This window comes from Streptomyces sp. NPDC043867 (genome assembly GCF_056435845.1).
The window spans coordinates 40876-61942 of the sequence record NZ_JBWKDS010000024.1 but is presented as its reverse complement, the minus strand read 5'-3'; the positions used below and the strand labels follow the sequence as shown (position 1 = coordinate 61942).

The 21067-nt window shown below is 69.1% G+C and carries 14 protein-coding genes and 2 pseudogenes; 10 read left to right on the top strand and 6 right to left on the bottom strand.

All coding sequences use genetic code 11. The features are described from left to right. Positions 1 to 515 precede the first annotated feature (515 nt). The 6 genes and pseudogenes from AC069T_RS23520 (at position 516) to AC069T_RS23495 (ending at position 11989) form a co-directional block, all read left to right on the top strand. Entirely contained in the window at positions 516 to 884 is a 369-nt protein-coding gene (locus AC069T_RS23520) for a hypothetical protein (RefSeq protein ID WP_478784593.1), read from the top strand. A gap of 11 nt (positions 885 to 895) precedes the next feature. Then, positions 896 to 1633 carry a nucleotidyl transferase AbiEii/AbiGii toxin family protein gene (locus AC069T_RS23515; protein WP_250293841.1) on the top strand — a complete coding sequence of 246 codons (738 nt, stop codon included), beginning with the start codon at positions 896 to 898 and terminating at the stop codon, positions 1631 to 1633. Positions 1634 to 1810: 177 nt separating this feature from the next. Further along, positions 1811 to 2617 (top strand): annotated as a pseudogene (locus tag AC069T_RS23510) (transposase); the annotation flags it as partial. Positions 2618 to 2666: 49 nt separating this feature from the next. Then, positions 2667 to 3492 (top strand): IS5 family transposase gene (locus AC069T_RS23505; RefSeq protein WP_478784647.1). Its coding sequence is split into 2 segments (ribosomal slippage): positions 2667 to 3025 and positions 3024 to 3492, totalling 828 coding nucleotides; the frame shifts between segments, so codons are not numbered across the junction. A 361-nt stretch (positions 3493 to 3853) separates the two neighbouring features. Next, positions 3854 to 6019: a hypothetical protein gene (locus AC069T_RS23500; protein ID WP_478784592.1), complete on the top strand. Its 2166-nt coding sequence runs from the start codon at positions 3854 to 3856 to the stop codon at positions 6017 to 6019. A gap of 48 nt (positions 6020 to 6067) precedes the next feature. Next, a complete protein-coding gene (locus AC069T_RS23495; protein WP_478784591.1) occupies positions 6068 to 11989 on the top strand; it encodes a hypothetical protein in 5922 nt (1973 codons plus the stop codon). Between the two features lie 585 nt (positions 11990 to 12574). On the opposite strand, the pseudogene AC069T_RS23490 reads toward AC069T_RS23495, so the two are convergent. After that, positions 12575 to 12682, bottom strand: a pseudogene (locus tag AC069T_RS23490) (transposase); the annotation flags it as partial. A 223-nt stretch (positions 12683 to 12905) separates the two neighbouring features. Beyond that, entirely contained in the window at positions 12906 to 13586 is a 681-nt protein-coding gene (locus AC069T_RS23485; RefSeq protein ID WP_478784590.1) for a carboxymuconolactone decarboxylase family protein, read from the bottom strand. A 563-nt stretch (positions 13587 to 14149) separates the two neighbouring features. On the opposite strand from AC069T_RS23485, the gene AC069T_RS23480 reads away from it, so the two are divergent. Beyond that, positions 14150 to 14329: a hypothetical protein gene (locus tag AC069T_RS23480; RefSeq protein WP_358852806.1), complete on the top strand. Its 180-nt coding sequence runs from the start codon at positions 14150 to 14152 to the stop codon at positions 14327 to 14329. A gap of 128 nt (positions 14330 to 14457) precedes the next feature. On the opposite strand, the gene AC069T_RS23475 is transcribed toward AC069T_RS23480, so the two are convergent. Next, positions 14458 to 15198: an SDR family NAD(P)-dependent oxidoreductase gene (locus AC069T_RS23475; RefSeq protein WP_478784589.1), complete on the bottom strand. Its 741-nt coding sequence runs from the start codon at positions 15196 to 15198 to the stop codon at positions 14458 to 14460. A 50-nt stretch (positions 15199 to 15248) separates the two neighbouring features. Next, entirely contained in the window at positions 15249 to 15884 is a 636-nt protein-coding gene (locus tag AC069T_RS23470; RefSeq protein WP_478784588.1) for a DUF4291 domain-containing protein, read from the bottom strand. Between the two features lie 68 nt (positions 15885 to 15952). Between AC069T_RS23470 and AC069T_RS23465 the strand changes: the two genes are divergently transcribed. Then, complete coding sequence (locus tag AC069T_RS23465) at positions 15953 to 16534, top strand: nuclear transport factor 2 family protein (protein WP_478784587.1); 582 nt, start codon at positions 15953 to 15955, stop codon at positions 16532 to 16534. A 159-nt stretch (positions 16535 to 16693) separates the two neighbouring features. After that, positions 16694 to 18268 carry an apolipoprotein N-acyltransferase gene (gene lnt, locus AC069T_RS23460; protein WP_478784586.1) on the top strand — a complete coding sequence of 525 codons (1575 nt, stop codon included), beginning with the start codon at positions 16694 to 16696 and terminating at the stop codon, positions 18266 to 18268. Here the strand turns inward: lnt and AC069T_RS23455 are convergent. Then, the gene (locus tag AC069T_RS23455; RefSeq protein WP_478784585.1) at positions 18192 to 19097 is read right to left on the bottom strand and encodes a Gfo/Idh/MocA family protein; all 906 of its coding nucleotides are present in this window, start codon (positions 19095 to 19097) and stop codon (positions 18192 to 18194) included. The two genes, lnt and AC069T_RS23455, sit on opposite strands and share 77 nt — an antisense overlap. 29 nt (positions 19098 to 19126) lie before the next feature. Further along, positions 19127 to 20344 carry an FAD-dependent oxidoreductase gene (locus AC069T_RS23450; RefSeq protein WP_478784584.1) on the bottom strand — a complete coding sequence of 406 codons (1218 nt, stop codon included), beginning with the start codon at positions 20342 to 20344 and terminating at the stop codon, positions 19127 to 19129. Between the two features lie 123 nt (positions 20345 to 20467). On the opposite strand from AC069T_RS23450, the gene AC069T_RS23445 reads away from it, so the two are divergent. Next, positions 20468 to 21058, top strand: a complete 591-nt coding sequence (locus AC069T_RS23445) for a TetR/AcrR family transcriptional regulator (RefSeq protein ID WP_478784583.1) — start codon at positions 20468 to 20470, stop codon at positions 21056 to 21058. The last annotated feature ends 9 nt before the right edge of the window (positions 21059 to 21067 follow it).

The window sequence follows — 21067 nt, the reverse complement described above, 5'->3', positions numbered from 1 at the left end:
ATTTTTCTCCCACTCCTCTCCCCCGGGGGAGGGGGGATACCCCCAACAGGGATGGGTGCCCCGAAAAGGGGGGGGAGGACGAGGAGGGGCCCGCACTTCCGTGCGGCCCCTTCCGTACAGAGGGTGGAGCGAGTCGGCTGAGGTTCATGTCCGGCCAAGGCCGCGACCCTCGCCACGCGGAAACGCAGCCGCTTGTCCACCATGTCCCAGGCATCGCCGGCGAGGTAGTCCAGCGCGGCGGCGGCCGTGAGGATGAGCCGGACGAGGCGCGCTTCCGGCGTCCGCCGCGGCCGGTTCGGTCACGTCCAGCGGCGCCCCGGCGCCAGGGCGACCGTCAGGGCAGAGCGCGCCTTGACGCACGGCCACGGAGGTTGGCCTCCGCCGCCCCGAGCCCCCGGGTCCAGGGGCCACGCTCGCGGTGAAGCCTGCGCACGCTTCACCAAATCCCCGAGCAATCTGGACCTGGATGTCAGACCGTTCCTGCCAACGGGCGTCGATCGGGGATAATCGACGCCATGTCGCTCCCCGAAGCCGTCGCACTCGCCCCGGACGTCGCCGACCCGTACCGAATCAAGTTCGTCCGGCGGCTGCCCGGCTCCCTGGACGAGCTGCGCGGACCGGTGCACGGCGTGGTCGAGCTGCCGCTGACGGTGGCCTGGTCCGGGCTGCGCTCCTTCGACCTGGACCGGCCGCGGCTACGGATGAGCCTGTACCGCACGGTGCTGTCCGAGGGCATGCGCGAGGACCTGTGCCGCTTCCTCAACGCCGACCTGCTGATCGAGCTATGGCCGACTCTGCGCACCCTGATCGGCACCGCCGTCCGCGACGCCTGGGAGGGCGCCTTCCCCGAGCTGCGTGAAGCCGGCCAGGCCACCGCCGCGTGAAGAAACCACCGATGCCGGAGCTGCACGCCCGGCTCCTCGAAGACGTCCTCGCCCTCGGTTCGCCCTACCCGCTGGTGCTGACCGGCGGCTACGCCGTCCAGGCGCACCAGCTCGTCGACCGCCCCAGCCAGGATCTGGACGTCGCCACCCAGAACCCTGCCCCCATGGCCGACATCGCCCACTACCTGGTCGACGGTCTGACCCGGCTCGGATGGCGGGCCGAGACCATCGAGGTTTCCCCGCTCTCCGCCCGCTTCCTGGTCACCGATCCCGACAGCGGTCAGGAGTGCGAGGTCGACATCCTCAAGGAGGTCTTCTGGCACCCCACCGTCCCGACCTCCTACGGTCCCGTCCTGTCCGAGCAGGACGTCATCGGCACCAAGGTCCGAGCCATCGCCGAACGCGGCGCCGCCCGCGACCTCATCGACGTCTACGCCGCCTCCCACCGCTGGACCACCGCCGACCTGGAAGAATTCGGCCGTCGCCACGCCCGCCCCGACACCCTCTTCGGCCCCGCCGAACTCCAGGCCCGCCTGGTCGGCGCCGACTGGATCGACGACACCGAGTTCGCCGCGTACGGACTCGACGAACAAACCATCGCCGACCTGCGCACCTGGGCCCGCGCATGGTCCGATGCCATGGCGCGCCGGGCCGCGGCCGAGAACGCGTACGAGAAGGAGTACGGCGAAGCAGGATCCGTACAGGAAGATCCGTACGACAGTTTCGACCCGGACGAGTACGAGAACTGAGTTCCCCGCCCGTATAGCGTCGCCGAAGGCGCCCGTCCAGCAGCCACGCTCCTTCCGGCCCGCGATGCCTCGGCCCTTATAGCAGCTGCATGCGGCTACTGCGGCCGCCGCGCCAGCTGCGGTCCAGTCGTAGATCGTGGGCGATCTTGCGGACGTGGGCGCCCGACCGTGCGAGACCGTCTGGCCTTTCTGCTGGCCGATCTGCCCGTGGAAGTGCTGGGCCGGATGCGTTCTGACCGCGTCCTGTTCTTTCCGCCGCCGCCCCAGCCCGCGGGCAAGCGCGGACGCAAGCCCCGGCTTGGAGAGGGGTTCGTCTTCGAGGATCCGAGCACCCATCCTGTCCCGTCCCGCACCACGGTGAGCGACACCATGCACTACGGACAGGCCCTCGCTACCGCCTGGGACCGCCTGCACCCGCTGCTGACCCGGCGCTCGGCCTGGGCCGGCCACCTCGCCCAGCTGCCGGTCATCGAAGGCACCGTCATCCGTCTGCAGGTCGACCACCTGCGCGGCGACCGCAATCCCAAGCCGATCTGGCTGTGGTGGTCCGCCACCGGCGCCAGCGCCGCAGATGTGGACCGCCTCTGGCAGGCCTTCCTGCGCAGATTCGACCTGGAGCACACCTTCCGCATGCTCAAGCAGACTCTGGGCTGGACCACACCCAAGCTTCGTGAGCCGGCTGCCGCGGACCGCTGGACCTGGCTCGTCATCGCAGCCCATACCCAACTCCGCCTGGCCCGGCCCCTGGTCGAGGACCTGCGCAGACCCTGGGAGCGACCTGCCCGCCAAGGACGACTCACTCCTGCTCGAGTCCGCCGCGGATTTCGCCGCCTCCACGGCACAACCCCACAGCCGGCCAGTGCACCGAAACGCACTACGGCCGGCCCAGGGCGCCCCATCGGCATGAAGAACAAGCACCGTGCACGCCAAAGAGCCGTCGGAAAGCAGAACTCGTCAGCCCCCATAAGAAGCAAAACTGGATAAATGCCAAGCTAAGACGTTGTCTTATGTGGCGTGATGTCTGTGCGGCATGATGTCGGTCGTGGGTGTTGATCTGTCGCAGCGGTTGGTTCCTGACGAACTGTGGGAACTGGTTGCTCCGTTGCTGCCGTCGTTCACCGCTCGTCCGCAGGGCGGTGGGACTGCCCCGTGCGATGAGCGGGCTGTGTTCACTGCGGTGGTGTACGTGCTGACCAGCGGTTGCGCCTGGCGACACCTACCGCCGACGTTCGGTACGTCTCCCGCGACGGCACATCGCCGGTTCACGGTATGGACCGAGGCGGGCTTGTGGCGCCGACTGCACCGGGCGGTGCTGGACGAACTCGGCGCCAGGGGAGAGGTGGACTGGACCTCGGCGATCGTTGATGCTGCGTCCGTCCGCGCGAAAAAGGGGATCGCTGACCGGGCCGAACCCGGTCGATCGCGGCAAGAAAGGCAGCAAACTGCACGTCCTGTCCGACGCTCAGGGCATCCCCCTGGCCGTCGCGGCGTCCGGGGCGAACCTGCACGACAGCCAGGCGTTCAAGCCGCTGATACTGGCGATACCCGCCGTCCGCTCTAGGCGCGGACCGCGCCGACGGCGGCCGGTCAAGATCCGCGCTGACAAAGCATATTACTCCGCCGACCACCTGGCCTGGCTCCGCGACCGCGGCCTGATCCCGCGGATCGCGCGTCCGGGAATCGAGTCCGGTGAGCGGCTCGGCCGCCACCGCTGGAAGATCGAGCGGTCGATCTCCTGGCTGTTCGGCTATCGCCGGCTCACTGTCCGGTACGAACGCAAGGGCAGCCACTTCCTTGCCTTCCTCGGCCTCGCCGCAGCCCTGAGCTGCTACAAGAAGCTCGCAAAACTCACCACGTAAGACATCCTCTTACCTCACACGACGCGCATGCGCTCAAGCGCCTTCTGAGCGTAGTGGTCCGCCCAGCTGAAGACGGATCAAACGGTACGAAAATGAAGGATCCGGGTGCGACAACCTTGCGGAGCAGGACAGGCGAGCGCAGATTCCAGCGACCTGGTCGGATCGGAGAGGCGTCCTCCAGGCGGGCAATGCGGCCACATTTTGCAGGAAAGTGCGCCAAGTGGGAGGCGGATGTCCGAGTAGTGCGCTAAAAAGCAGTACGGGGCAGAAAGCGCGGGGGGTGCATGATGTTGCCAATCACTTGTAGTGCGAACCGTGGTTCTCATCTGGTCAGGGCCGTCGGCCGACCACGGAGCCGCCGGTGACAGGGCTGCCGACGGCGGATGCACCGTTGTTCTTCCCTGAACTGACGCTGGGCTGCGACGCACTCCCGGGTGACGTGAAGGAGGAGTTGATCTCCTTCCTCGAAGACGTAGCGCAGGTGCGACGTGGGCCTTTGCATGTGTGCACCGCGTTCAACGCCGTGTACTTCGGATACGACCTTGATGCTGGCGCCTACAGCACAGACATCCTTGATCCGGAAGCCTTCCCTCTACTGGGGTCCAATACCCAGAATCCGCTGCCGCCGGTGGGTTCCTTTGTTCGAATAGAGCGTGGGGCGCACTCACTATGGGGAGAGGTCTGTGCATCGTTCGGCGCCTCGCCCGACGTCGAGGAAGACGGATGGACTCCGAGAGCACTGTCGGGAGCGCCGTCTTCGGGTGGGCCGGAGGTCGCGCTCGCGCGTGCAGTAATTGACTGGGACGCCCTGGGACCGTTGACGTCCGTTGAGCACAAGGAACTTGCCCGTATTCGCAGGTCCTCTGCCGGGGCAGTGGATCGGTGGGGCCACTTGGTGGGGACTGCCGACACGAGCGCTCTGATGTCGGGGCGGGACCACAGCGGGATGTACCGGCAGTTCCTCATGGGCCCGGGACAGCGGTTGTTGGCGGCTGGAGACCTGGGCCCGCTGCTCCAGGATTCTGCGGACACCGTGGCGGCGGAGCGTGCTCTGCAGGAGTGCTTCAAAACCTTGGAGGAGTTGCTGCGCCAGGCTCCGGGGTTGGCCGTGTGGGACCTCTACGCGCAGCCTGTGGACCGGCATCAGCAGTTCGCTTCGGGTCCGGTGGCAGCAGAGATGGTGGATCGGTTCACACGGCCGGCTCCGGGAGGCTCTCCGCGCTACACCGCGGTATGGCCGGTGCTGGTTGGCTGGGAACACGAGGCGGGTGATGAGCACGCGTTGGAACTCACCGCCGCGGCCTCTGCAATGGTTGATGCCAACCTTGCGCTGGCCTTCCAGGTCACCGCAGGCAGTCTGCGCCGCGACGTGGATTTGCGGATCGATGACAGCTGGCAGCAGGGCGGCATCTGGCGGGCTCAAGCGCTGCCGGTCGACGCAGTAGTGGTGGACTGCGACCCATTGGTCCCCGCCGGTTTGGGGCATCTTGAGCATCTCCGACCTGACGTCGCCAAATCCACGGACAGCTCCAAGCCGAAGCAGATCGACTCCGTGGTGCGTGTGGAGCATCTGGACGAAGCGCTGCTGGTGGTTTCCGTGGCTCTGTCAGAGGCAGACCTGTCAGCCGGGCGGCTGCCGCTGCCTGATGCGGTGCCGTCACTGTTGGGCAAGGGACCATTGACACTGGAGGTACATCACAGTGGCGAGCTGCTGGATCGTGATCTAGCCCGGCAGCATACGCAACAGGAGCCCGGCTGGCTGGCATCCGTGAAGTGGCCGGATTCCTTCTATCCCGGCATCAAACTCACTGTGGCTGCTGCGCGTAGTGGCCGGCAGTTGATAGTCACCACGACGCTTCTACCGGCTCCCGTGCAGGTGCGGGACGCTCTCCTGGCCTGGTGCTTCGACCCGGTGCTGCTGGCCGAGGCGTGGGGGTTACTGGATTTCCCCTCCCTGGTGGATCCCGGGCTGCCGACGCAGCGGCCGATCGGCGGGGGGCATCGGCCGCCGGTGTCGGCACTGGAGGTCTTGATCGTGGCGGCATTGTTGCGTGATGGCAGGATCGGTACGGCTCGCTCCCGGTCGTTGGACGGTCAGCAGTTGAGCGCGGCAATGTTCGGTCCGGATGTGGTCACGCCACCCTTGTTGTGGACGGTGATCCACACCTGCGAGGACATGACGGCAGCTGGCCTCCTTACCCGGACGACGGTTGCTCACGACGGTGTGCTGCCGGAGGTGTTCACCTGGTGGCCCGACACCGAAGAGGCTCGGGAAGCACAGCGGGCCATTGTCAGCAACGCCGATACGGCCACGCGGCAACTACGGCACTGGCGGCGTCCTTGGGAACGCCGACTGCCTGAGGGACACAACGCCACCCCCGCTGCACGTGCGCGATATGCCCGGTGGCGTATCGAGGTTGACGGCCCTGATGCCGACACCGAGCTGCCCGAGGGACACACATTTGTACGTGGCCACCGCAGGGGCGAGGGACACGGTCCTGCCTGGCACCAGCACCTGCGCCGTTGACCTGTCGAACGCCTGAACTGCTGAAGCTGAACTTCTGAAAGGAATCCTGTGGCACGCCGCACGCCGCGCACCCCGCATCACACGCTTATTGAGCCGCAGCGCACCCAGTATTTGGCCTTGGAGCAGGCCGTCACAGAACTGTCTGACCCCCTCGGGGATGTACTGGCATTGGTCACCGAGGCGCAACTGTCCTCAATGTTGGAACGCCTCAGTCGTAAGAGCCGCACGGCGATTCTGCAGGAGTTGCGCACTCCATCGGTCGGGCAGCCAAGCACCCATGCGGTACGGCAGGCGCTGGGAGCTCTGCGGCGCTGCGAAGGGACTCAGCGGGAATACATCGTCGGCACGCTCACCCAGCCCACGCTCGACGGCATGTTGGATGGACTGTTCACCTGGTTGGAACAGGGTTCCGATCAAGGCCTTTCCGGGTTGGAGGAGTTGGCTCCGGACCGGACCGTACTGCTGCTTACCGGTCTGGTGCAGTGGAGGATCACACATCTCGCGGTCCCGTTGCTGCACTTGGTGTTGCGCGACCATCCCCTGTCGTCGTGGCCTGCCGAGGGTGCCGACGCCATTGTGCGGGCTTGCCAGGCATTCGAAAAAGCTTATCGAAACCGTCCAGTCGACAGCACGCCGTCCAAACCAGTTTCTCGGCCGCCGGGCACCCCCGTGGAAAGAGATGGAGCCGCGGTTACGGGTGGACCTGTCAGCACCATCGATCTGGATAGCACAGCAGCCTGTACGACACAGGCCGAACGATTGCGGGATGCCTTCGCGTCGGCCACCCAGGTCGTATCCGAAGCTGCGTCTTTGCTGGCGGCAGGCAGGATTGTTCCCCGTGGGCTACTGAAACCGGTCGGTGAGGTAGCGCGGATTGTCGATGAGGTGCACGCGGCAGTTGTGCGGGCACTGCATGAGCCCGGACCGCATCCGGAGCAGGACCTTCCGAGCTTGATTGAAGCACTGGAAACATTGGGGGCTGCGGCTGGCCAGGATCACGCACTGCGGGAGATCTTGCAGCGCGTCGCAGCGGCGAGCGGTCCCGTGGGACACCCCGCGATCGCACAACTTCGTACAGCCGCAGAGACCTTGTTGGCTGTCGACAAGTGGGCGCCTCAACAGGTCCAAGAGGTTGGATGTCTAACGACAGTCGCGGATCTGGCGTACGCGGTGGAATCAGACGACGACGATGGTGCTGACGCGCTGACCGAACAATTGCGTCAGGCGCTGCCCCCGGCTATCGCGCCCGTGTTGACCTTGATCCTGCGCGGCAAGGCTGTCGTTCCATCTGTTCCCGTCAGCTCCGACCCGATGAACGGGACTGATCCGGAGGGCCTTCACGAACCGGCACCACAAGAATCTGCGCCCGTCGAGCTTCCACCCCTCCAGGAACCAGGTGGCATCCCTGCCAACGACGGCGAAGTGTCTCCAGACGCTGATGCAGCACTCGTCCCAGTGCCTCGTCAGGCGGTCGACGTCGAGCCGGGAGTTCTGGCGGCTGGTTCTTCCGAATCAGCACCGCCCTCGCCTGTGCCGTCGGGGGACTGCGCTGTTGGTGTCGATCGGGAATCCGTACCAGTGCAACCGGCTGTTACTCACACCATGGCGGAGCCTTCAGGTACGACGTCAAATACGTCTGCTGCTCCTGTTGCCTCTCCCCTCGTTGCCGATCTGACTGGGCGGGGCGAGCTGGCCCTGGCTCACCACGCGGCGCATGCCCTCGGCCACCTCTCCACCGCCTCGGCGCTGCGCGCCCTGGCCTTGGCCGAGGCCATGCGCTCCGACACAGGCGCCTGCGCCCATGAACTTCGTGCGGCGGTGACCGAGCAGCTGCAGCACGGCGTGCCGGACTTCCTGGGCGACCGGCTGGTGGTGTTGGCCGCAGCCGTCCGATCCGGGCTGCTCGCTGGAGATCCCGACAGTGGCGAACTCGCTTTGAAGATCGCGGCGCAACTGCACGAACTACCCGGAACAAGCGCGGTCGCTACCGCGATCGGCAACGCCTCCGCCCGAGGACAGCTGTCTGGACGAACCACTCTCAATGTCCTGGCTGCACGCCCCGATACTGGTGATGACCTCGCCGTCATCTGCGACACTGCCCGCGCCGAACTGCGTACAGGCCTCAACCTCAGCAACCTGCGAGCCAAACAGTTCGCCGAACAGTGGTGGGCGCCCAGCGGCCGGATCGGCACCCTGCTGCACTCAGTCGCCGACGACCGGCGGGACCTGGCATCTGTTACCCGGCAGCAACTGCGAGATCTGGGCGCGCCTGGGGCGCTGTCCGCCTTCTTGGATGCTGACGACAAAGCAATCCGAGGCACATCCCGGAAACTTAAGAACGCTGCCCGCTCGCGGATCCTGCAGTACGCCGCCAATTCTCTGGACGTTGTCCAGCAGTGGCTGGTCCTTATCGCTCAGACCCAGCCCCGTGCAACCGATCCTCTCTCATTCCTGCACGAGGCGGTCCAACCGCATCGCCAGCGCATGGCCGGTGAGCTGACCACTCTGGCCGAGGCTGCCCCGAAGTCTCTGGCCTCGGCCGCGGCACGCAGCTGCTTGGCGAGCCTTGAGACGACAGCGCGGCTGTTGGCTGGAGGAACTCTCACCGGTACCGAGCCTGAACCGTCCACCGTCCTGAACAGCGACCTGCTGCGCGCGCCTGAGCTGGAGCTCAGCTCCCGCCTGATCCCGTCCCGTACCCCGACGCTGGACGACGTGTCAGCTGCCGACCGCGCAGACTGGGCTCAAGCAGTACGTACGAGTATCGAGCGCGAGAACTACGCCGTCGCCCGGATCGCCCTGGACGCGCTGGAACAAGCCGACACCGCTCCCCCAGGGCTTACAGACGAACTGCGTGCCACCTTGCACACCCGGCGCGCCCATAGCGGCAGCGCGATCAAAACCCTGCACGGCGAACTGACCCGCGATATCGACACCGCTACCCGACTGGGCCAGGTACCCGAGCATGGGCGCGCCCGGATCACCGCCCGAATGGAAGCCGCGCGCAGCGCGCTGGCCGGCGATGCTCTCGGTGCTGTCCGCCGCGAGTGTGCGGCCATTCGCGAAGAACTCACCGCTCTGGGTGCCGAGGCCGCTCGGTCGCTGCAGGAGAGAGCCACCGTCGAGCTCAACGAGGCTGACGCACCCACCCAGCTGACCGACGCTGTACGACAGCTGATCGTCGAGGGTGACCTCGCAACGGCCGAAGAGTATTTGCTGGCGGCGCGCGAGGGAAACACACCACCCCGTGCACAGCACACCGCGCTGGCCGACTTCGATGCCTTCTTCCCTGCGGTCCCACAGGCCTTGGCCGATGGCATCACCCCCACGGTGATCACCGCAGCCGAGAACGGCACCAGCCTGGGTCCTCTGGACTTCGGCCCCCTATCCCCCGGCGATCGCAAAATCGCCGTGGCCGCACTGACCGCCTGGCACCACGTCGCCACCCGGTGGGCCCAAGTCCGCACCAACACCTACGTGCTCAGCCCGGCCCTGCGTCTGGCAGGGATCGAATACGAGCGCGAAGCCGATCCCGGCCTGCCTGTCGCCTCAAACCTGCGCCGGTGGGTCGATCTGCGTGACGTGACACTGATCGGCAAGGTTCACCTGCCTGCTTTCGGTACCCAAGCAGACGGCCGACTTCGGCTGCTGATGACGTCCGAGGTCACCGATGCTGCCAAACTCATCGCCTGGGTCCAGCAAGACCCCAGCTCCATCCCCGTCATGATCGCGTTCATCGGCACCCTGTCTCCCGCGCAACGTAGAGCCCTAGCCGCCGCGTGCGCCGAACATCCCGCCAAACCCGTCCTGGTCCTGGACGCCGCCGCCCTGGCCTACCTGGCCTCCCGTGGCAGTGGCCAGTTCACCTTGACCGAACGCATCCTGGCCCCGTTCAGCGCCATCAATCCCTACACCCCCGACGCCAACGAAGCTGTGCCGGAGGAGATGTTCTACGGTCGCGCCGAGGAACTGTCCGCCGTAACCGACCAGCACGGTGTCAGTCTCTTGTACGGCGGGCGCAGGCTGGGAAAGTCGGCGCTCCTACGAGCTGCCGGTCGCCGCCACGCCCTCACCGAAGGGCATGTCGCGCTCTACCTGCCGCTGCCCAGCAGCCTGGCCTCGGGAACAGAGGAAATCTGGGACATGATCTCCACCGAGCTGGGTCGGGCAGGGATCGGTCAGGCCCCCGGCCGACGCGCCTCCACCGCGTTTCGTCGTGTTAGGGATGCCATCACGGCCTGGCTCGATCAAGACCGGACCAGGCGGTTGCTGCTGCTGCTCGACGAGTGCGACTCCTTTTTCGATGCCGAAGCCGACGCCGGCTTCCCTCAGACCACCCGCCTGCGCGACCTGATGAGCGCGACCGAACGCCGCTTCAAGCCTGTCTTCGCCGGGCTGCATCAGGTCCAACGCTTCGCTGGCCTCCCCAACCAACCCCTCGCCGAAGCGCACTTCGGCAGGGCACTGGGCATCGGCCCCCTATCCCCCGGCCCTGCCTACCGCCTCTTGCAGGAGCCCGCAGAGGTTTTGGGGATCAACTTCGCACACGACAGCCTCATCCACCGCCTACTGGCCTACTGCAACTACCACCCGAAACTCCTGCAGGTCGCCGGCGAGGCCCTCGTCAGCGAAGCGCTGGCCAGCCGAACGCCCGACGGGCCACCCTGGACCATCGACAACGACATCCTCGAACGCGTCATCGGTTCACCGGACCTGCGCCGCCGTATCCGCGACACCGTGCGCCTCAACCTCAACCTCGACCCCCGCTACAAGGTCATCGCACTACTCATCGCGCACAACGCCCACACACACGGTGTCGAACACAGCATGAGCACGCGCGCCCTGCGCCAGCAATGCGCCGAATGGTGGCCCGAGAGCTTCACGCACCACACGGCCGACGAGTTCCGTGTCCTACTGGAAGAAATGGTGGGCCTGGGAATTCTGGCCTCCGAACGTGACGGCTGGCGCCTGCGCTCATCCAACGTCCTACGGCTTTTGGGTACCCCGGACGCCATCGAGGAAGAACTGCACGCTCACGACCCCAACGACACCTCCACCCGTCTATCCATCAGCCAAGCTCGGCGACCGCTTCCCGGCGCCCGTATCAGTCCCCTGACGGAACAGCAGATCGCAAGTCTGGTACGCCGCAATAACGCACTGCGCATCGTGCTCGGCACCGACGCCACCTGCCTCGATGACGTCACCACCGCGCTGGCCGACCAGCAGCAACGTACCCCCAGCGAGCTGGCACCCCTGATCAAACCAACCACAGGCCACGCCTACCGCCAGGCGCTGAGCGCAGGCAAGGCCCGAAACCCTCACCGCCTGATCGTCAGCGACATGCGGCACTTCAAGCCCGACCGCGTCGATACCGCTCTGCGCGACGCCATCACCCGCCAGCCCGCCTCTGGAGTCACCCGGTGCGTCATCGCCCTCATTGACGCCGGTAACCGCGATCACCTTGAGGTCCTGTCGCACTATGCGGAAGAGGACATTCTTGTTCCCCTGCAGCGCGCCACCATCGACGGCATCCGCAGTTGGGTCACCCCCACCGATGTCCTGACCGCCTTCAACGCCCCGGAAGACCGTCGGCGGCTCTTCTCCGCGACCGGTGGCTGGCCGCTGCTACTCAATCAAGCCGCTGAACTGGCCTCCACGAGGCACAGCGCACCGGACATCTGCCGCACCCTGCACGACGCCCTCGCCACACCCGCCGGTGCCAACCAGCTTCTGGAAGCAGCCGCCCTCACCGACCCGGCATTGCAGGGCATCCTGCAGGACCTGTCCGAACTCGACGAGCCCCTATCCGAAGACGACCTCGTCGACCTCCTCGCTTCAGACCACCCTGACGCAGCTGGCGCTCTGGCCACCCTGCGCCACCTGTCAGCCCTGACCGAGACACCCGGCACCGACGACTCCTCGCTGGAAACAACCATCGCTACGGCCTGGCGTGCACACGGACCGCGCTAACCATCGCAGCGACCTGCAAAAACATCGCTACCTGTACGTCGTCGGCGAACGGCGGTTGTCCAAGAGCGGCAGCCGACCCTGGTAAGAGGTCGGAGCGCGTGCCATTGCCCTTCGAATGGATCTCACGGACCTATAGACGGACGTCTGCCAGCCTCGCCGCGAAGTTACCTGAGAGTGCCCTCTATTGCCGGCCACTGTCCTGGTGGGGAACACCCCACCGGGACAGTGGCCGGCCCGCACAAGGTCATACACGGCCCCGCAGTCCATGTTGGGGCCTTGGGTCAAGGCCCCCCGGATGGACGGACGCCCCGACCCGGTCTCGCGCGAACGGCCCCCGGCGAGTGCGCCAGGGGCCGTTCCCTGTCCCCCATGGGAGACGGATCTTCCCCATCAGGGCTAGCCAGAGCAAGTGAAGGCTAAGCAAGGCTAGATAGCGGGTCGGATAGAAGCAGGTAGGGACGCTGGCCGGGCTTTGCGTCGGCGCAACCGTTGATCCAGACGATCATACGTATCTTCTCGGCGGCGATCACCGCCGGCCGGCGCATCCGCATCCTGGGCGCGACAGCCCACCCGACCGCCTCCTGGGTGGCACAGGCCGCCAGTGACCTTGCGGATGGCCTTGACCAGGCCCAGGTGGTGATCGCCGATGACGAGCCGGACCCCGGTCAGACCGCGTTCGCACAGGTGACGCATGGAGCAGGAGATTGCCGATTCGCTGCAAACCCGGTGGCTGCGCTTCGTGGCGAGCGAGGAGAACGCTGGACGGTGCCCCCTCTCTCCCATTCAATCTTGAAGAGTGGCGGAAACAGCAGGTCAAAGCACTCACGACCTCGACCTATGAACCCGTTCATGAAGTTCATCACCACCAAGAGCTTCATGCCGTTCGTCTGGTACCGGATCGTGCTGGGCATCGTCATCATCGCGCTCGTGGCGACGGGGGCACTGAGCCCGCACGCGGCCGAGTCCGCGGGCTGACCGGGGAAGGCCTCACCCCGGCCCTCCGGCCGGGTCCGGCCCGGGTGCCGCCGGCCGGCACAGGGCCCGCGCGGTCTGCGCAAGCCCCCGGGCCGGCGCCCGCCCGAGCACCGACCGGGGCCGGTCGTGAGGACGGCCGCGGCGGCTTCCGGCTCCGGAGCGGCTCACGGCTCGGGGAGTCGAGGGCCCAGGGCTCGAGTTCGATGTCCAGTCCGTTGGCCACGTAGGCGATGGTCCGGTACCAGCCGGTGAGGACGAGGAGTTCCAGAGCCTCGGCCTCGTCGAGATGGGCCCGCGGACCCTCCCAGGCCGGGTCGCTGAGCCGCGCCGTGGCGTGCAGTTCGTCGACGGCACGCAGCAGCGCGGCCTGCCGCGGCGACCGGGCCGGGTCGTCGGAGGCGCCGGAGACGGTGAGCGGGACCAGCTCGGCGGTGAGTCCGGCCGCTTCGGCGTACGTGGGTATGTGCACGCCCCACTCGTAGGCGCAGCCGCAGCGGGCGGCGAGGCGGGCAATCACGAGTTCCCGGTCCGCGTCCCAGTGGCCCCGGACGAGGAGACCGGCACCCAACGCGCGCATCCGCGAGGCGAGTTCGGGATGGCGCTCCAGCACCTTGAAGAGCATCAGTGGCTCCCGGGCGACACCGGGCGGCATTTATCGGCTCAACGCGCGGCCGGTCTCTTGGTCGTAGAGGGGCGTGACGCCGTCGATACGCTGGCTCATGCCGCGTGCTCACGCACCGCGAAAACAGCAGCGCAGGGCGGGAAGCGAGCAACTCGGCCCGCGAGGCACCCACTTGACCACAGCACCGGAGGCGAGCCGCCCTGGCTGCGCCGGCACCCCCGGCCCACTCCGCCCCCTCGGCCTGCCGGGCACGCACTCCCGCCGCACGCCCCGCCCCCTGAGATCCACGAGCGTCCTGTCCACCCGCCGCACGGAACTCCGCGAAGCGGGCGTCGCGGCACCGTCGGACGAGTCCACCCGGCGGCTCCCACCCCTGGCCGACCACCTGGTCACCGCCCTCCAGCCGCTGTCGGCCCGGTCCCGTGCATGGGCCGACGCCCGAGACGGCCGGCCCCCGCACCACGGACGGACAGGTTTCACCAGGATCCACCGTGACCAACCACATACGGCTTGCGTAGCCGTCCGGTAGCGCAGCGTCAGTCCTTGCGCCTAGGCTGGTGCGCATGTCCCCCGATTCCATGACCCCTGGTTCCGTGCGGTCTGCGGCCGAGTTAAACGAGCAGATTCGCGCCCTGTGGATGCGTACGGGCGGTTCCCTGTCGGCACAGGAGCGGGCGGAGTACGCGCTCCTGGTCGTGGAGTGGGCCGCGGCGATCCGCGAAGAGGTCGTCGAAGCGGCCTGACCGCAGGCGTCCCGCCGAGAAGCCGGGCGAGCGGTCCGGCCGCGCCGCCCTCCGCGCTTCCCCCGGCGTCCCCGGGGCGAAGTCCCGGTGCCCCGCGGGCCGAGACCCCCTCCCCGTCGGCGTGCAGCTCAGCGTCCGCCCGCCACCCGCAGCACCGCCCCGGTCGTGTACGAGGCATCCGGTGACATCAGCCACGCGACGGCCGCGGCGATCTCCTCGGCGCGGCCCGCCCGGCGCAGCGGAATCGACCCGGCCGCCCGCTCGGCGCGGCCCGGGTCCCCCATCGCCGCGTGCATCTCGGTGTCGATCATGCCCGGGGCGACGGCGTTGACCCGGATGCCGTCCGGGCCCAGCTCCTTGGCGAGCCCCAGCGTGAGAGCGTCGACGGCCGCCTTCGTCGCCGCGTAGTGGACGAACTCGCCGGGGCTGCCGAGCGTGGCCGCGGCGGAGGAGACGTGGACGATGACGCCGCCACCCCGTGCGGCCATCGCCCCGGCGGCCCGGCGCGAACACAGCAGCGTGCCCAGGAGGTTGACCTCGACCACCCGCCGCAGGTCGGCGGGGTCCGCGTCGGCGAGCCTGCCGAGGGGCCCCGTCACACCGGCGTTGTTGACCAGTCCCGTCACGGGCCCGAGCCGCTCCGCCGCCGTGTCGAAGAGACGGTCCACGTCGGCTTCGACGGCGGTGTCCACGCGGACGGTGACGCAACGCGCCCCCGCCGCAAGCACGGTGGCGGCGGTCCGCTCGGCCGCCGCGCCGTCGCTCACGTAGCCGAGCACCACGTCATGCCCGTCCGCCGCGAGGCGCACGCACGTAGCGGCTCCGATTCCCCGGCTGCCGCCCGTGACGACCGTGACGGGACGTGCCATGCGTGTCTCCTCGTGACGCCCGGGGACCGAGCGGTCCCCGCCGGACCACCCTACGCGCGCAGATGTGCGAGAAGCTCCTCGTCGAGGGGGTACGGCGGTTCCTCGGGCAACAGGCCCGCCGCGCGCTCCGGTTCACCGGCCCGCACGTGCGCGTGGATCTCACCGGCGAGCGGCGTCACGTCCTCGATGCCCACGATCCACTCGTCCGCGTAGCGCGTGGCGGCCTCGCCGGCCAGACCCAGCTGGAGAGAGCGGTACGGCAGCGGGGCGAGCCGCAGGTCCCGTTCCGGGTCCCACTGCACCCGCGCGGGAGCCTGCCTCAACTGCCGCTTCCAGGCCTGCTGGTCCTCGTGCAGCTCCGGAACGTAGTGGGACAGGCAGGCGTTCCGCAGCGCCCACACGAACCCGGCGCGGCTGATCTCGACGGCCAGCACGGTCTCCTGGCCCTCTTTGGTACCCCATCCGCAGCGGTACATCATCCAGAGGAACGACGGCTTGATCCATGTCATCCGGTCGCGCTTCCACGTCGACGGGAACCGGCCCTCCCGTGCCGCGGGCCCGCCGATCCCCGGCGGGTAGGCCTGGTAGACGGTCAGGGTGGACGGGGTGTGCCGGGCGCGGACCTGGAACGCGGGCCGTGTCGGCGGGATTCGGTCGTTCACGGGAACATGATCCGCCGCGCCCATGTACCGAGGCCAGCGAATAACCCCGCACGCCCCTTGGCTGATCCTCTCCGGTGGCCAACACTGAGCCGATGACGCAGCGTGTGGAGCTCGCGACCGTGATGGACCGGCTGGCCGTGGACGAACTGATCACCGACTACGCGGTGGCCGTGGACGACGGCGACTGGGAGGCGTACCGAGCGCTGTTCGCTCCGGGAGGCCGTGCCGACTACCGGTCCGCCGGCGGCATCGAGGGGGACGCCGCGCAGATCGTCGGGTGGCTCGCCCGGAGCATGGGGCTGTTCTCCGTGCGGCAGCATCTGATCGTCAACCGGCGGGTCCGGTTCGAACCGTTGGAGCAGGACACCGGCGACACGGCCCGCGTCCGGGCCGACTACGTCAACCCCATGCGGTTCGCGCAGCGCGACGCGGGCTCCACGGCGGCGGTGCCTTCCGGGCAGCCGGACTTCGTCTGCGGCGGGCGGTACGACTTCGGGCTGCTGCGTACGTCCGACGGGTGGCGCCTGAGCGAGGTGGTCGTCCACGAGAAGTGGCGCACCCTCGCGGCCCCGTCCTCCGAGCAGCCGCAGCGGCACGCCGGCCGGGCCGAACCACCAGGCGCCCCCGCCGGACGGCCCGCCGAGCCGAAGGACCGGCCCGCCGACGGCAGTTGAGCGGCCGCCCCGACAACGGGGCCCCTTACCGGTGCGGTCGCCCAGCCGAGACACTCACCTGCGCGAACACCCGGGCGCCGAGCCGTCGGCACCCGAGCTGTCTGAGATCCATTCCGCTGGGCAGACTGGGGAGGCACGCAACGGGGAGAGGGAGACCGTATGAGCATGACCGGTGACCGGCTCACCTCCCGCCGGTGGCGCGGCGCCGCGGCTCTCCTGGCCGGCGCGCTGCCCATGTTCGCGTTCCCGGCGCCCTCCCTGTGGTGGTTCGCCTACGTCGCCCTGGTGCCGTGGATCCTGCTGATCCGCACGGCACCCACCGGCAGGCGGGCGGCGTACGACGGCTGGCTCGGCGGGCTCGGTTTCATGCTGGCCGTGCACCACTGGCTGCTGCCGAGCCTGCATGTGTTCACGGTCGTCATAGCGGCGTTGCTCGGTGCGTTGTGGGCGCCGTGGGGCTGGCTGGTGCGCCGGTTCCTGGCCGGGGCGCCCGCGCCCGGCCGGCTGGCGGGTGCGCTCGTCGTGCTGCCGTCGGGGTGGCTGATGGTCGAACTGGTCCGGTCCTGGCAGGGGTTGGGCGGCCCGTGGGGGCTGCTCGGTTCGAGCCAGTGGCAGGTGGAGCCCGCGCTGCGGCTCGCCTCGGTGGGCGGCGTCTGGCTGCTGAGTTTCCTGGTGGTGGCGCTCAACGTCGCCCTGGCCGCGCTCGTCTCGGTGCGCGAGTCGCGGATCCCCGCCCTGGCCGGACTGCTGGCCACGGCGGCCGCGGCGTCCGCCGCCTGGGTGTGGTCGCCGCGTCCCGACGCGGACGGCGGCGTCCGGATCGCCGTGGTCCAGCCCGGAGTCGTCGACGGTGCCGACAGCGGCGAGAAGCGTTTCGCCCGCGAGGAGGCACTCACCCGGCAGCTCGCCGGCCGGAAGCCGGATCTGATCGTCTGGGGCGAGAGCAGCGTCGGCTTCGACCTGGCCGACCGCCCCGACCTGGCCGGCCGGCTCACCGCCCTGTCCCGGCTCACCGGCGCCGACATCCTGGTGAACGTGGACGCCCGGCGCTCCGACCGCCCCGGCATATACAAGAGTTCCGTCCTCGTCGGTCCCGAGGGCCCGACGGGCGACCGGTACGACAAGATGCGGCTCGTGCCCTTCGGTGAGTACATACCGGCGCGCTCGCTGCTCGGCTGGGCCACCTCCGTCGGCAAGGCGGCGGGCGAGGACCGCCGCAACGGCAGCGAGCAGGTGGTGATGAACGTCGGGCACGGGCTGCGCGTGGGCCCCATGGTCTGCTTCGAGTCGGCGTTCCCCGACATGAGCCGCCGTCTCACCGAGGACGGCGCCGAGGTGCTGGTCGCGCAGTCGTCGACGTCGTCGTTCCAGCACAGCTGGGCGCCCGCACAGCATGCCTCGCTGGCGGCGCTGCGGGCCGCCGAGACCGGCCGCCCCATGCTGCACGCCACACTCACCGGTGTCTCCGCCGTCTACGGGCCGAGCGGCGAGCGGGTCGGTTCCCGGCTCGGCGCCGGCACCAGCGGTTCGGCGGTCTACGAGGTGCCGCTGGCCCGTGGCGTCACGCCGTACGTCCGTCTCGGCGACTGGCCGGTGCACGCGGCCCTGCTGGTGCTGGCCGCGCTCGGCGTGACCGAGTGCCTGAGGTCGCCGCGGCTCAGGCGGACGGCTCCTCGACCGCGCGTACGACCCGCTCGCACAGTTCATGGGTCGCCAGCGCGTCCCGGGCACTGAGCACCTTTCCCGCCCGTACGGCGTCGAGGAAGGTGAGTACCACCTGCTCGATGCCGCGCTGCCGGGCCACCGGCACCCAGTCCCCGCGCCGCCGCACCGTCGGCTGCCCCTTGTGGTCGATGACCTCGGCGAGATTGACCACCTGCCGCTTGGTGTCCTGGCCCGAGATCTCCAGGATCTCCTCGGTGGATCCGCTCAGCCGGTTCATGACGCCGAGCGCCGTGAAGCCGTCCCCGGCGAGCTGGAGCACGACGTGGTGGAGCAGGCCGGCCTCGGACCGGGACCGTACGGTGACGTCGTCGACCGGGCCCGGCACCAGGAACCGCAGCGTGTCCACGACGTGGATGAAGTCGTCGAGGATCATCGTGCGCGGCGCCTCGGCCAGTCCCACCCGGTTCTTCTGGAGCAGGATCAGCTCCCGCGGGTGCTCGAGGCACTGCGCGTAGCCGGGTGCGTGGCGCCGGTTGAAGCCCACGGCGAGACTCACGTCGCGTTCCTCGGCGAGCCGCACCAGGCGCTCGGACTCGGCGAGTTCGTAGGCGAGCGGCTTGTCGACGTACGTCGGTACGCCCGCTTCCAGGAGCCTCGTCACGATCTCGGGATGGGCGACGGTGGCCGCGTGCACGAAGGCCGCGTCCAGGTCCTGGGCGAGGAGTTCCGACAGGTCGGTGTGCCGCTGCGCGGCCGGGAGACGGAGGCTGTCCCCGATCTCGGCGAGCGTCGCGGGCGTGCGCGTCTGCAGGTGCAGCTCGATCCCGGGTTGGGTGGACAGCACCGGCAGATACGCCTTGCGTGCGATGTCACCGAGTCCGATGCAGCCGACCTTCACGGGAGTCTCCTCGACGAGTGCGGGCGATGTCAGGGAGTCCGCTCGGGGCTCCGTACCTCGCCGGAAGCATACGGCCGCCCGGGCGGCCGCCAGTCGGCGATGCCGTCGAAGCCGCGCAGGAACAGTCCCGGTCCCACCTGGGAGAGGACGGTGATCGCGGTGTCGCGCACGGCGGCACCGGCGCGGCTGCGCATCATGTTCAGCCGGGCGATCCGGACGGCCTGGCGGGCGATGGCGGTGGTACGGGGCCTGCGGTCCGCGGTGTACGCGGCGAGGCCGGACAGCTCCCGGCCGGCTCCGGGCGGACCGGCGTGGTGGGCGAGCACGACGGCGTCCTCGACGGCCTGGTTGCCGCCCTGGCCGAGGGTCGGCGGCATGGCGTGCGCGGCGTCGCCGAGCAGCGCGGTCCGGCCGAGGTGGAAGGCGGGCAGGGGGTCGGCGATGTGATGGACGTCGTGCCGCAGGACGTCGGCGGGACCAGCCGCGTCGATGACGGCGGGGACGGGGTCGTGCCAGTCGCCGAACCGGCGCCGCAGTTCCGCCTTCTCGTCGTCACGGGCGCGCTGTCCCGCCGGGGTCACGGCGGCGGCGTACGCGTAGATCCTGCCGTCCTTGAGCGGATGCGTGCCCCAGAGGCGCCCCGGTCCCCAGGTCTCGTGCGAGGCGAAGCGCAGGCCCGGTACCGGGATGACGACGCGCCAGGTGGTGAACCCGGAGTAGACGGGCCCGGGATGCTGCGGGAAGAGCGCCCCGCGTACGGCGGAGTTGATGCCGTCGGCGGCCACCACCAGGTCGGCCTCCAGCTCGCCGTCCGGTGTGCGGACGCGGGCCGGACGGCCGGTGCCGCCGGGGTCGGCGAGGGTCGCGCGGGCCCCCGTCCGGATGCATCCGCCGGGGAGGCGTGCGGCGAGGCTGGTGATGAGACTGGCCCGGTGCAGCACCACGAGGGGGCCGCCGAAGCGCTCGGCCAGGGCGGTGGCGTCGACCCGCGAGATCCAGCGTCCACCGGGGTTGCGCAGACCTCCGTCACCCTGCCAGGCGGCGAGATCGCGGATCTCGTCGCCGAGCCCGATGACGTCGAGGGCGCGCAGGGCGTTCGGCGCGAGGGAGATTCCGGCACCGAGGGGCGCCAGGGAGGAGGCCCGCTCCAGCACGGTGACCCGCCAGCCGCGCCGGTGCAGGGCCACCGCCGCGGTGAGGCCTCCGATGCCGCCCCCGACCACGACGGCGTGCGACGACCGTGCCATGACTCCACCTCGCCCTTCTCCACGGGACGCGGAGCCCGGCCGCCGGTCTCCCGTTTCACTACATCTGTAGTACCCGTGGGCTCGACGTTACTACAGATGTAGTGACGCGGGTAGGTTGTTCTCATGCCCGTACGCAGCACCGGCGCCTCCCGCACCGAACTCATCGCCGACACCGCGCTCGCCCTCCTCGCCGAGCGCGGCATGCGGGGCCTCACCCACCGGGCCGTCGACGAGGCGGCGGGGCTCCCGCAGGGGTCGACGTCGAACCAGGCGCGCACCCGGCTGGCGCTCCTGGAAGCCGCCGTCCGCCGGCTGGCGGAACGCGAGGCGCAGGTCCTCCTGCCCGAGGATCTGCCCGACCCCCGCGGCGGTCTCGACGCGCTCGCCGACGGACTGGCCCTCGCGCTGCACCGGTACCTGACCCGTCACCACGAGCTGCTGATCGCCCGCTACGAACTGGCCCTGGAGGCCACCCGGCGCCCCGAGCTGCGGACGTTCTTCGACGCGGCCGGACAGCGCTTCCGCGATCCGCTGGCCGCGCTGGTCACCGCGGCCGGTTCACCGGCACCGGCGCGGCACGTGCTGTCGCTGGCGGCATGGTGCGACGGGCTGATGTTCTCGTGCGTGGCGGGCGCGTTCCACGCCTTTGCGCCGACCGCCGACGAACTGCGGGACAGCCTGCGCGAGTTGCTGCACGGAATGCTGGGCGGCTGACGACGCCGG

Coding starts and splice junctions, on each gene's coding strand:
- AC069T_RS23520 (WP_478784593.1), top strand. CDS start 516: ATGTCGCTCCCCGAAGCCGTCGCACTCGCCCCGGACGTCGCCGACCCG.
- AC069T_RS23515 (WP_250293841.1), top strand. CDS start 896: ATGCCGGAGCTGCACGCCCGGCTCCTCGAAGACGTCCTCGCCCTCGGT.
- AC069T_RS23485 (WP_478784590.1), bottom strand. CDS start 13,586: ATGCTCTTCAAGGTGCTGGAGCGCCATCCCGAACTCGCCTCGCGGATG.
- AC069T_RS23480 (WP_358852806.1), top strand. CDS start 14,150: ATGTCCCCCGATTCCATGACCCCTGGTTCCGTGCGGTCTGCGGCCGAG.
- AC069T_RS23475 (WP_478784589.1), bottom strand. CDS start 15,198: ATGGCACGTCCCGTCACGGTCGTCACGGGCGGCAGCCGGGGAATCGGA.
- AC069T_RS23470 (WP_478784588.1), bottom strand. CDS start 15,884: ATGGGCGCGGCGGATCATGTTCCCGTGAACGACCGAATCCCGCCGACA.
- AC069T_RS23465 (WP_478784587.1), top strand. CDS start 15,953: ATGACGCAGCGTGTGGAGCTCGCGACCGTGATGGACCGGCTGGCCGTG.
- lnt (WP_478784586.1), top strand. CDS start 16,694: ATGAGCATGACCGGTGACCGGCTCACCTCCCGCCGGTGGCGCGGCGCC.
- AC069T_RS23450 (WP_478784584.1), bottom strand. CDS start 20,344: ATGGCACGGTCGTCGCACGCCGTCGTGGTCGGGGGCGGCATCGGAGGC.
- AC069T_RS23445 (WP_478784583.1), top strand. CDS start 20,468: ATGCCCGTACGCAGCACCGGCGCCTCCCGCACCGAACTCATCGCCGAC.